Genomic DNA, 11,779 nt, shown 5'->3' with positions numbered 1-11,779 from the left:
AACGCTTCCGACCCCAGGGGTGTCGGCGTCCCGATCCCCCACCGGGCGGGCGAGGGCTGAATCGCCGGGAATCAGCCTCGCGGGAACACACGCTTGACTACCCTGAGAGGGCCACGTAGGAAGGGCGGTGTCGCGTGGATCGCTGCGCGCTGTTCGTTGACGCCGGCTACTTGCTGGCAGACGGCGCGATGGCCGTCCATGGGACCCGCCATCGCGAGGCCGTCTCCTGGGACTATCCGAGCCTGCTGCAGTTCCTGACGACCCTGTCAAGAGAGCGGACGGGCCTGCCGCTTCTGCGCTGCTATTGGTACGAGGCGACCGTCGAGGGTCGCCGTACGCCGGAGCACGACGTGCTGGCGGACATTCCCGGGCTCAAGCTCCGTCTCGGCCGCATCCGGCCGGGCCGCAGGGAAGGCGTGGACGCCCAGGTCCACCGTGACCTCATGACGCTGGCGCGCAACAACGCGGTCTGCGACGCGGTCGTGATCAGCGGCGACGAGGACCTCACCCAGGTGGTCAGCGACGCGCAGGACCTCGGCATCCGCGTGACCGTCATGCAGATCGCCACCGACGGCGCGTGGTCGGCGGCACGCACCCTGCGGCAGGAGTGCGACGACCTCATCGAGATCGGCAGCGGCCATCTGCGGCCGTTCGTCACGATGCTCACCGGGGCGGACCCGGGCCCCGGCGCCGGCAACGGGCAGTCCCACGGCAACGGCCTCGTCCCGCATGGCGGAAACGGCTCGCTGTCCAACGGGACGCATCTCAACGGTCCCCAGCAGAACGGGACCCAGCACAACGGGACCCAGCACAACGGGACCCAGCACAACGGGACCCAGCACAACGGGACACCGTCGCAGGGCAGCCACGCCGCCGGCCTCCACGGCGGGGCGGTGACGGGAGCGCACGGCACTCCGCCACAGGACCTGAGCGCTTCAGGAACGGCCTCGAACGCCACCCAACCGCACCCCACGGGGACGCACACGGGGACACCGGGCACGGGAAGCCACAGCGCCGGATCGCACGGCGTGGGCAGCCACGGAAGCGGCGCTCACGGCGCAGGCTTCCAGGGCGCCGGACCTCAGGACATCGGCTCCCAGGGCGCCGGATCTCAGGGCGCCGCAGCGCAGGGCATCGGCTCCCAGAGCGCGGGCGCACACGGGACGGGCGCACACGGGACGGGCGCACACAGCGGCGGGCGATCCTCCGCCGCCCACGCGCGCCCGGCTCTTCCGGCGCAGCCGTCCCCGCCGGCCTACAACGGGTACTCGCCGGAGTCTCAGCAGCCGCCCGCCCCGCCGCGCCAGACCCAGCCGCCCGTGAGCACACCGCTGCCGGCTCCCTCGGCTTCCCCCCCGCCGTCGCCGCCCTCGCAGGCCCAGCCGCCGTCGGGCAGCCCGCCGCCGAACAACCCGATGCAGAGCCAGCAGTACGGCTCCGGCCACGCCGGCTACTCGCCCTCACAGCTGGGGCCGTACACGGGCCCGCAGCCCGCTCCGGTGCCCGTGCAGACCGGAGGCACCACGACGCTCGCCGAGGCGGTCAAGGCGGCGCACAAGGAGGGGCACGACTTCGGCGAGTCGGTCGCCCGCGACGCCCCCGCGCTGTGGCTGGAGGCCGTGCTCGCCCGCAAGCCCCGGATGCCGTCCGACCTCGAGGCCCGCCTCCTGCAGGGGTCCTCGCTGCCGATCGACTTCCTGCTGCACGACGAGGTCAGGCACGCCCTGCGCCGTGGCTTCTGGGACGCCCTCGAGCGCGCCCGCCGCTGACCCGGCGGCCGTCCTCAGCGGGGCGGCCCGTGGCCCGGCTCAGCCGAGAGCGTCGAAGCCGGCCCGCAGATGGGCGACGCGGTCGCTGAGTTCGGCGACCGCGCCGTTGAGGGGCGCGTCGGCGGACTTTTCCGCCAGCTCGCGCACCCGCCGCAGCTCGTCCTCGACGGCGGTGACGCGGCCGGCCAGCTCGGCCAGCACGGAGGCGTGGTCGCCGCCGTCCGGCAACTCGTTCGACAGGCGCTCACGCAGCAGGGCCGCCTGCTCGGAGAGCCGCCGGTTCATCGTGTAGAGCTCCACGAACACGGCGACCTTGGCGCGCAGCACCCAGGGGTCGAACGGCTTGGTGAGGTAGTCCACCGCCCCGGCGGCGTACCCGCGGAAGGCGTAGTCGGGCGCGCTGTCGACCACGGTCAGGAAGATGATCGGGATGTTCCTGGTGCGCTCTCTCCGCTTGATGTGCGCGGCGGTCTCGAAGCCGTCCATGCCCGGCATGCGTACGTCGAGCAGGATGAGGGCGAAGTCGGTCGACAGGAGGGCTTTCAGCGCCTCCTCCCCGGACCGGGCCCGTATGGGCACGACGTCCAGCGAGCTGAGAATCGCCTCCAGGGCGATCAGGTTCTCCTCACGGTCGTCGACCAGCAGGACCCTGGCGCGGTCAGCCATCGATCACGTCTCCTGGGCGTCTCGGGACTCGGGGGCCGGCACGCCCCTCGTGCGTTCTGTGCCCCCGCTGCGGCCGCGCATGAGCCATCCGCGCAGCCGCTCGAGCAGCCGGTCGACGTCGACGGGCTTGGGCACGTAGTCGGACGCGCCGGACGCGATGCTCTTCTCGCGGTCGCCCCGCATGACCTTCGCCGTCAGCGCGATGATCGGCAGGTCGGCGAACTGCGGCATCGTGCGGATCGCCGAGGTCGTGGCCCAGCCGTCCATCTCGGGCATCATGATGTCCATCAGCACGAGCGCCACGTCCTCGTTGCGTTCGAGCTGCTCGATGCCCTCGCGGCCGTTCTCGGCGTACACGACGGTCGAGCCGTGCCGCTCCAGCACGCTGGTCAGCGCGAAGACGTTGCGGATGTCGTCGTCCACGATGAGGATCTTGGCCCCGGTCAGCGGGTCGTCCCCCTGCCAGTCGTGGCTGTCCACCAGCGGCGTGTACTGCGGGACCGGCAGGTCGGTCGGGAGCGGGATCTCCGGGAGGATGTCCCTGATGTGCAGGTCGGGCACCTCGTCCTCGCGGCCCTCCGGTTCGGTGGGCGTGGCGATCGCGCCGCCGTCGGGAGCGGCGAGCGGCCCCGAGTAGTTCGGGGGCAGGTACAGCGTGAACGTGCTGCCCTCCCCGGGGACGCTCTGAACGTGGATCTCGCCGCCGAGCAGGCGGGCGATCTCCCGGCAGATCGACAGGCCGAGGCCGGTGCCGCCGTACTTGCGGCTGGTCGTGCCGTCGGCCTGGCGGAACTGCTCGAAGATCACTTCGAGCTTGTCCGGCGCGATGCCGATGCCGGTGTCCACGACCCGGAAGGCCAGCATGTCCTCCGGCGAGCCCTGCAGCTTCTCGTCCACGTAGGGGACGTCGACGGGCGCGCGGGTCACCTCCAGCCTGACCTCGCCCTCGTGGGTGAACTTCACCGCGTTGGACAACAGGTTGCGCAGCACCTGCTGCAGCCGCTGCTCGTCGCTGCGCAGCTCGTACGGCACGGAGGGATCGACCTGGACCGCGAACGACAGGCCCTTGTCCTGCGCGAGCGGGGCGAAGGTCGCCTCCATGTAGTCGACCAGCGCGGACAGCGACATCGCCTGCGGGTGGATGTCCATCCGGCCCGCCTCGACCTTGGACAGGTCGAGGATGTCGTTGATCAGCTGCAGCAGCGCCGAGCCGGCGTCGTGGATCGTGCGGGCGAACTCGACCTGCTGCGGCGTGAGGTTGCCCTCGGCGTTCTCCGTCAGCAGCTTGGCGAGCACGAGCAGGCTGTTGAGCGGGGTGCGCAGCTCGTGGGACATGTTCGCGAGGAACTCGGACTTGTAGCGCGAGGAGACCGCGAGCTGCTCGGCCCGTTCCTCCAGCGTCCGCCGGGCCTGCTCGATCTGGAAGTTCTGGATCTCGATCGCGCGGTTCTGCTTGGCCAGCAGCGCCGCCTTGTCCTCCAGCTCGGCGTTGGACCGGCGCAGCTCCTCCTGCTGGCGCTGGAGCTCGTCGGAGCGCTCCTGCAGCTCGATCGCGAGCCGCTGCGACTCGGTGAGCAGGTCCTCGGTCCGGGAGTTGGCCATGATCGTGTTGATCGTGACGCCGATGGTCTCGACGAGCTGGGTGAGGAACGCCAGGTGGACCTCGCTGAACTGCCGGAACGAGGCCATCTCGAGGACGCCGAGCACCTTGTTCTCGAAGAGGATCGGCAGCACGACGATCTGGGCCGGGTTCGACCGGCTGAGCCCGGTCTCGACCGTGATCGAGTCGACCGGGACGTTCTCCAGGATGATCTGCTTGGCCTCCAGCGCGGCCTGGCCGACGATGCCCTCGCCCAGGTCGAAGCTCGGCTTGGGAGTCGAGCCCGGCTGGATGCCGTACCCGGCGATGAGGTTGAGCCGGCCGTCGTCGTACAGGTAGCAGGCGCCGTGACTGGCCGAGACGAGCGGGGTGAGCTCGCTCATGATCAGCCGGGCGACCTCCATCAGGTCGCGGTGGCCCTGCATCAGGCGGGAGATCCTGGCCAGGTTGGACTTGAGCCAGTCCTGCTCCTGGTTGGTCTTGGTCGTCTCGCGCAGGGTGGCGACCATCGTGTTGATGTTGTCCTTGAGCTGGGCCAGCTCGCCCGGCGCCTCCACGGTGATCGACCGGGTGAGGTCGCCCCTGGCGACCGCGCTGGTCACCTCGGCGATCGCGCGCACCTGGGTGGTCAGGTTGCCGGCCAGTTCGTTCACGCTCTCGGTGAGCCGCTTCCAGGTGCCCTCGACGCCTTCGACTCGGGCCTGGCCGCCGAGCTGACCCTCCGAGCCGACCTCGCGGGCGACGCGGGTCACCTCGGAGGCGAAGGACGACAGCTGGTCGACCATGGTGTTCATGGTGCTCTTGAGTTCGAGGATCTCGCCCTGGGCGTCGACGTCGATCTTGCGGGTCAGGTCGCCGTTGGCGACGGCGGTGGTCACCTGGGCGATGTTGCGCACCTGGTAGGTGAAGTTGCTCGCCATCGAGTTGACGTTGTCGGTGAGGTCCTTCCAGACGCCCGACACGCCGGGGACACGCGCCTGGCCGCCCAGCCGTCCCTCGGTGCCGACCTCGCGGGCGACGCGGGTCACCTCGTCGGCGAAGGCGGACAACTGGTCCACCATCGTGTTCATCGTGTCCTTGAGCTCCAGGATCTCGCCCTGGGCGTCCACGGTGATCTTCTTGGACAGGTTGCCCTGCGCCACGGCGGTGGAGACGACGGCGATCTGACGAATCTGCGAGGTCAGGTTGTTGGCCATGAAGTTGACGTTGTCGGTGAGGTCCTTCCAGATGCCCGACACGCCGCGCACCTGCGCCTGGCCGCCCAGCCGTCCCTCGGTGCCGACCTCGCGGGCGACGCGGGTCACCTCGGAGGCGAAGGACGACAACTGGTCGACCATGGTGTTCATGGTGCTCTTGAGCTCGAGCATCTCGCCCTGGGCGTCGACGTCGATCTTGCGGGTGAAGTCGCCGTTGGCGACGGCGGTGGTGACCTGGGCGATGTTGCGCACCTGGTAGGTCAGGTTGTTCGCCATCGAGTTGACGTTGTCGGTGAGGTCCTTCCAGACGCCCGACACGCCCTTGACCTCGGCGCGGCCGCCCAGCTTGCCCTCGGTGCCGACCTCGCGGGCGACCCGGGTGACCTCGTCGGCGAACGCCGAGAGCTGGTCGACCATCGTGTTGAGGGTCTCCTTGAGCTCCAGGATCTCGCCCTGGGCGTCCACCGTGATCTTCCTGGACAGGTCGCCCTTGGCCACGGCGGTGGAGACGACGGCGATCTGCCGCACCTGCGAGGTCAGGTTGTTGGCCATGAAGTTGACGTTGTCGGTGAGGTCCTTCCAGACGCCCGACACGCCGCGCACCTGCGCCTGGCCGCCCAGCTTGCCCTCGGTGCCCACCTCGCGGGCGACCCGGGTGACCTCCTCGGCGAACGCCGAGAGCTGGTCGACCATCGTGTTGACGGTGTGCTTCAGCTCCAGCATCTCGCCGACGGCGTCGACGGTGACCTTGCGGCTCAGGTCGCCGCGGGCGACCCCGGTCGTCACCTCGGCGATGTCGCGGACCTGCGCGGAGACGCGGTCGGACATCGTGTTGACGGCCTCGGTGAGGTCGCGCCAGCTGCCCGACATGCCGCGCAGATTGGCCCGGCCGCCCAGCTTGCCCTCGGTGCCGAGGTCGCGGGTGACCCGCGTCACCTCCGAGGTGAACAGCGAGAGCTGATCGACCATGCCGTTGATGGCCTTGCCCAGCCGCCGTACCTCGCCCCGGGCCGCGCGGTCCACGTCGATCCGGCGGGACAGGTCGCCCTTCGCGACGGCGTCGATGACGTCCGCGGCGCCGCTGACCGGGGTCACGATGGCGTCGATGAGGTCGTTGACCGAGCCCACGCTCTCCGCCCACGCGCCGACACCCGGCCCGGGGCTGAGCCGCTCGGTGAAACGGCCCTCCTTGACGATCTCGCGGCGGACCCGGGCCAGCTCGTTGGCCAGGTGCTCGCGCCGGTCCGCCACCTCGTTGAGCAGCAGCCGGATCTCGCTGAGGATGCCGGGCGGGGCGTGGGACACGCGCCGGCGGAAGTCGCCGTCCCGCCATGTGATGAGCGTCTCCAGGAAGGGGACGAGGTCGGATTCGCGGTAGACCCGTTCGGTCCCGGCCAGCTCGGCGTTGGCGGGCGACATTTAGCCTCCTTTACCCCGATCGGGGCTGACGCGACCAAGGCATACGGCCTCATACGGCCTGTCCAGCCGCGGACTCCATGCCAGTCTGTCACGTTCGGCGGGATGCGGGGCCCCCTTGCTTGACCCGAGGTCAGCCGGAAGTGTGGTAAGCACAATGGTGGTGACAACTAGCCCTCGGGCCGTTCTGGCGGCGTCCTTCACGCCAGGCGAGACGGCCGTACCCGAAGCGAAGCGGTTCACGCGCGAAGTGATGACAGCGTGGGCCGCCATGTCGGTGTACCCCGAGGCCGAGCGGCTGGTGGGGGAACTCGTCGTGGAAGCGGCGGGCGCGCCCTTCGAGGTCGTGTGGCTCCACCACGGCGAGTCCATCCAGGTGGAGGTCAGGGAGAAGACGGACGGCCAGAATTTCGGCCCGCCGGCCGACGCCGTCAGCTGGGGTGTCACGTTCACCTCGTCGCTGCGCACCCGCTGGGCCCGTCTGGAACTGCCGGGCGGGGAGCCGGTGCAGAGCGACGAGTGGCTGCTCGAGGCCGCGCACGGCCCGGGCTGGCTGGGCTTCCTCGCGGACGCGAGCGACCTGCTCGCGGGCACGCTCAACCCGGAGATGGTCCCGGCGATCGTCGCGCAGATCGTGGTGCCGCGCCTGGCGAGCTGGTGCGCCGTCTACACCGCGCAGGACGGGTCGGGAGAACTGCGGCCCGCCTATCTCTGGCACGCGGACGAGACCCAGATCGACGCCATGCGCGACGAACTGGAGGAGATCTCGCTGCCCGCGGACGACGACCCCGCCGTGCTGCCGATGAGCGAATGGCAGGCGCTGGCGTACCCGCTGACCGCGCGGGGGCGGCGGCTCGGCGTGATGTGCCTGGGCCGGCGCGACCGCTTCCCCGACGAGGCCATGCAGATCGCCGAGGACCTCGGCCGCCGCGCGGCGCTGGCGCTCGACAACGCGCGTCTGTACGCCCAGCAGGCGGCGGCCAACCGGGCGCTCCAGCGCAGCCTCCTGCCGCCCGACGAGCCCACCACCCCGGGGCTCGACTTCCACGTGATCTACGAGCCGGCGGGGGAGAACAACGAGGTCGGCGGCGACTTCTACGACCTGTTCCCGATCGCGGACGGGGTCTGGCGCTTCGCGATCGGCGACGTCTGCGGCACCGGGCCCGAGGCCGCCGCGGTCACCGGGCTGGCCCGGCACACGCTCCGGCTGCTCGCCCGCGAGGGGTACGGCGTGGCCGCCGTCGTGGGCCGGCTCAACCAGGCCATCCTGGAGGAGGGGGAGCGCGCCCGCTTCCTGACGCTGCTGCACGGCCAGATCACGGTCTCGCCGGAGGGTCTCGACATCCGTCTCGTCTCCGCCGGGCATCCGGAGGCCCTGCGGCTGCGGCCGAACGGCGAGGTCGAGGTCGTCGCCTCGCCGCAGTCGCTGCTCGGGGTGTTCCCCGAGGCGAAGTTCCAGGAGGACAGCCTGCGCCTCACCCCGGGCGACGTGCTGCTGGGCGTGACCGACGGGGTCACCGAGCGGCGGTCGGGCAACCGGCTGCTCGACGACGACGGCGGCCTGGCCAAGCTCCTGGCCGAGTGCGTGGACCTGTCCGCCCGCGCCGTGGCCGAGCGCATCCGCCGCGCCGTACAGGACTTCGCGCCGGTGCCGAGCGCCGACGACCTGGCCATCCTCGTCCTGCGCGCCCCCTAGGTCCTAGGTACGGCCCAGGGCGCGGACGGCGAAGTCGATGGACGCGGCCATCCTGTGCACCCGCTCCTCGACGGCCGGCGCGCCCGGATCGGCGTCGTACCGGTACACGGACGCCTCCCGGCCGTGGGCGGCCAGGGCCCGGACGTAGCGCTCGACCTGGCGGGCCGGGCAGCGCCGGTCGTTCGCGCCCGTCAGGATCAGCAGCGGCGCCTCCACCATGTCGGCGTACGTGATCGGGGAGGACGCGGCGTATCGCTCGGGCACCTCGGCCGGGGAACCGCCCAGCAGCGCCCGGTGCGCCGCGCGCATGCACTCGGCCTCGTCCTCGTACGCCGCCGCGTGGTCGGCGATGGGGGCGGCGGCGATCCCCGCCGTCCACGACTTCGGCTGGGTGCCGAGCGCCAGCAGGGTCAAATAGCCGCCCCACGCCGTGCCGGCGAGCACGAGGCGGTCCGGGTCGGCGATGCGGCGCTCCACCGCCCAGTCGCGCACCGCCGCCACGTCGGCCAGCTCGATGTGGCCGACGTCGCCGCGCAGCGCGTCGCGCCAGGCGGAGCCGTACCCGGCCGACCCCCGGTGGTTCACCCGGATCACGGCGAAACCGCTGTCGACCCACGCCGCGACCTGCGGCCGGAACGAGTCGTCGTCCTGGCCGCCGGCGCCGCCGCCGAACCCCGGCAGCGCGCTGCGCAGGAGGAACACCGTCGGGTACGGCGCGGCCACCCGCTCGGGCCGGGAGACGAGGGCGTGGATGCGCCCGCCCGGGCCGTCCACGTCGATGTCCTCCAGCGGCACGGACGGCGGCGGTGTGCGCCCGGGGCTGAAGACCACGTGGCCGTTGCTCGACCTGACGACCGGCGGGTGGGCGGCGCTCGACCAGGCGTACTCGACGGTGCCGTCGGGGCGCGGCGCCGCCGCCTCGATCACCCCGTGCGGGCTCTGGATCGGGGTGAGGCCGCCGCCGGCGAGGTCGTAGCGCAGCAGTTCGGTGCGTCCCCGCTGGTTGTTGATGACGAGCAGGGCGCGTCCGTCGTCGTACCAGTCCGCGGAGATCTCGCCGCGCACCCGCAGCCAGATCTCCCGCTGCTCGCCGGTCACCGGGTCCCAAACGAGCGGTTCGCGGCGGCCCCGGCGCTCGTGCAGGACGAGCAGGCGCCGGTCGCCCGGGACGGGGGCGAACCTGCAGCCGGTCACGCCTCTGCCCGGTCCGTCGTTCAGCTCGGCGACCGTCGAGCCGTCCGCCCTGATGACCCGTACGGCCGGATGCAGGGCGTCGCCGTGCTCGCTGTGGTTGACGGCGATGAGCGAGCCGTCGAGGGACATGTCCGCGACCGCGGCGTACTCGTCGTGGCGGTACAACGTGACCGGCTCGCTCCCGGGCCTGGCCAGCAGGATCTCGAAGCCGTCCCGGGTGGAAAGGCCGACGGCCGCGGCGCCGTCCGAGGCGAGCGCGAGCCCGCACGGGTGGCCGGGCGGCATGGCCAGGGGCTCGTCCGGGCCGCCGTGGAACGGCTGGCGCGACCACACGCCGTACCCGTCGCGGCCCGTGTCGCCGTCCGTGTCGCCGTCCGTGTGGCCGTGGGGATCGCGGTCGGTGCCGCGGTCGGTGCCGCGGTCGGTGTCGCAGTGGGTGTCGCCGAACCACCAGATCCATCGGCCGGCGGGGTCGATCGCGCCGTACCGGGTGCCGTGGGCGCGGTCGGTGACCTGGCGGATCTGCCCGCTCGACCGGTCCCAGGCGTAGATCTCCCACGCGCCGGAGGCGTTGCCGCGGTAGACGGCGCGGTGCGGCGCCTGACGCGCCCACGTGGGCAGGGTCACCCGCGGTGCCCGGAACCTGGCCTGCCAGCGTTCCTCGGCCTTCATACCGGCCCTCCCCTGCGCTCCTACGGGGTCGGGTTCAGTATGTCCCGCGAGAGACGCAAATGACCGACAAATAGGTGATGTCGGGACATGAGTTGCCGCAAGCGCCGCGCCAGGACAGGTTCAAGCCGGCGAGCTGGGTGCGGCTGGCCACGTTCAGCTTGGGAAACGCGTGGTCGCCCCCGCGATCCGTACCAGGGGTGCCGTGATACCGCGGTCGTGGCCCCGGTGACACCGGCGGGCGAGTCGAGAGCCGTACGACGCGTCTCCGTGTGCCGGCGGCGGGGCCGTGGATAGTGGGACGGTGGACTGGCAGCCGATCTTCGCTCCGAGCATTCCGCTGCTGGAGGGGTTCGTCCGCGGCACGGTGACCTTCCTCGTGTTGCTCGCTCTCCTGCGCCTCGTCGGTCAGCGCGAAGCGGGCGGCCTGGGCGTCACGGACGTGCTCCTGGTCGTCCTGGTCGCCGACGCCGCGTCGGCCGGGCTGCACGGCAAGGCCGAGTCGATCTCCGACGGATTCGTGGTGGTCGTCACGATCCTGTTCTGGAGTGTGGCGTCGACGCCGTCGCGTACCGGTTTCCGCGGGTGGCGGCGCTGCTGAAGGCCCGGCCCAGGGCGCTGATCGAGAGCGGCAGGCTGAACCGCAGGGTGATGCTGCGGGAGTTCATGACCTACGAGGAGGTCCTCTCGCAGCTGCGGTTGCACGGCATCGAGGACATCGCGGTGGTCGGCCGCGCGTACATCGAGCCGAACGGCCTGATCAGCGTCATCCGCGTGGACCGGGGGGAGACCGAACCGGCCGAGCCCCCGGTCACGTAGACGCACGCGGTCACATGGCCGGGGCGGCCAGGGAGACGCACGCGGTCGCGCGGAACCAGCGGTCACGGGGACACAGCGGTCACGGAGCCTACGGGTTCATGGAGACCCGGTTCCTGGAGACCGGCGGGGTCACGGGGACACAGCGGTCACGGGGACACTGCCCAGCGGGTGATGTGGAAGGATGCGGTCACCGGCACCGGGTCGGGCAACGCGCGGATCTTCGCGGCCAGTTCCTCCGGGCGGGTGTGCCAGGCGCTCGGGCCCATGCCGACCACCGCCTCGATTTCGTCGTGGCGCAGCGAGAGCGCGATCTCCTCGGTCTCCTCCCCGGTCCGGGCGAACCGGCCGCCCAGGGCGTCCTCCAAGCGGCGGTCCTTGTCCTCGTCCACGTTCAGCAGGCCGAGCCGTTCGACCAGCGGGCTCAGGTGGCCGTGGCCGGGCGTGACGACGACGAGGGAACCACCCGGCCGCAGGATCCGGGCGAACTCCTCCGCGTTGCGCGGTGCGAAGACGTTGAGCAGCACGTCCACGCGGTGATCGGCGACGGGGATCGGCCGCCACACGTCCGCCACCACGGCGCCGATGCGCGGATGCGCGCGGGCGGCCCGCTTCAGCGCGTGCTTGGACACGTCGAGCGCGATGCCCACCGCGGCGTCGCCGAGCGCCGCGGCCAGGTAGTAGCCGGTGCCCGCGCCGGCGTCGGCGACCACGGCGGCGCCCTCGCACAGCCGGGCGAGGCGGCCGGCCAGTGGGG

General features: G+C 71.7%; 8 protein-coding genes. 4 read left to right on the top strand and 4 right to left on the bottom strand.

From position 1 onward, the window contains the following. The first annotated feature begins 134 nt into the window (after positions 1-134). Positions 135-1,769 (top strand): NYN domain-containing protein, encoded by a 1,635-nt coding sequence (locus AB0J39_RS05025; RefSeq protein ID WP_363461962.1) that lies wholly within the window; start codon positions 135-137, stop codon positions 1,767-1,769. A gap of 39 nt (positions 1,770-1,808) precedes the next feature. On the opposite strand, the gene AB0J39_RS05020 is transcribed toward AB0J39_RS05025, so the two are convergent. Beyond that, positions 1,809-2,435 (bottom strand): response regulator, encoded by a 627-nt coding sequence (locus AB0J39_RS05020; protein WP_363461960.1) that lies wholly within the window; start codon positions 2,433-2,435, stop codon positions 1,809-1,811. Between the two features lie 3 nt (positions 2,436-2,438). Further along, entirely contained in the window at positions 2,439-6,650 is a 4,212-nt protein-coding gene (locus tag AB0J39_RS05015; RefSeq protein ID WP_363461957.1) for a HAMP domain-containing protein, read from the bottom strand. Positions 6,651-6,918: 268 nt separating this feature from the next. On the opposite strand from AB0J39_RS05015, the gene AB0J39_RS05010 reads away from it, so the two are divergent. Continuing rightward, positions 6,919-8,343, top strand: coding sequence for a GAF domain-containing SpoIIE family protein phosphatase (locus AB0J39_RS05010; RefSeq protein WP_363461955.1), 1,425 nt, complete (start codon positions 6,919-6,921; stop codon positions 8,341-8,343). A 3-nt stretch (positions 8,344-8,346) separates the two neighbouring features. On the opposite strand, the gene AB0J39_RS05005 is transcribed toward AB0J39_RS05010, so the two are convergent. Further along, a complete protein-coding gene (locus AB0J39_RS05005) occupies positions 8,347-10,209 on the bottom strand; it encodes a prolyl oligopeptidase family serine peptidase (protein WP_363461953.1) in 1,863 nt (620 codons plus the stop codon). A gap of 301 nt (positions 10,210-10,510) precedes the next feature. Here AB0J39_RS05005 and AB0J39_RS05000 point away from each other — a divergent pair, with 301 nt between their 5' ends. Both AB0J39_RS05000 and AB0J39_RS04995 read left to right on the top strand, forming a co-directional pair. Beyond that, positions 10,511-10,807: a hypothetical protein gene (locus AB0J39_RS05000; RefSeq protein WP_363461951.1), complete on the top strand. Its 297-nt coding sequence runs from the start codon at positions 10,511-10,513 to the stop codon at positions 10,805-10,807. Beyond that, the gene (locus AB0J39_RS04995; RefSeq protein ID WP_363461949.1) at positions 10,792-11,025 is read left to right on the top strand and encodes a YetF domain-containing protein; all 234 of its coding nucleotides are present in this window, start codon (positions 10,792-10,794) and stop codon (positions 11,023-11,025) included. Before AB0J39_RS05000 ends, AB0J39_RS04995 begins: the two co-directional genes overlap by 16 nt. 146 nt (positions 11,026-11,171) lie before the next feature. On the opposite strand, the gene AB0J39_RS04990 is transcribed toward AB0J39_RS04995, so the two are convergent. Beyond that, the coding region (locus AB0J39_RS04990; RefSeq protein ID WP_363461947.1) for a methyltransferase domain-containing protein at positions 11,172-11,779 on the bottom strand (608 nt) is incomplete at its 5' end.

Source organism: Microbispora sp. NPDC049633, from assembly GCF_040675265.1.
GTDB classification, from domain to species: Bacteria; Actinomycetota; Actinomycetes; order Streptosporangiales; family Streptosporangiaceae; genus Microbispora; species Microbispora maris.
Note: the sequence above shows the minus strand (reverse complement) of the source record. Positions and strands in the feature narration are given on the sequence as shown.

Excerpts from the sequence above, each read along its gene's own strand:
- AB0J39_RS05020 (WP_363461960.1), bottom strand. The coding sequence starts at position 2,435 with ATGGCTGACCGCGCCAGGGTCCTGCTGGTCGACGACCGTGAGGAGAAC.
- AB0J39_RS05015 (WP_363461957.1), bottom strand. The coding sequence starts at position 6,650 with ATGTCGCCCGCCAACGCCGAGCTGGCCGGGACCGAACGGGTCTACCGC.
- AB0J39_RS05010 (WP_363461955.1), top strand. The coding sequence starts at position 6,919 with ATGTCGGTGTACCCCGAGGCCGAGCGGCTGGTGGGGGAACTCGTCGTG.
- AB0J39_RS05005 (WP_363461953.1), bottom strand. The coding sequence starts at position 10,209 with ATGAAGGCCGAGGAACGCTGGCAGGCCAGGTTCCGGGCACCGCGGGTG.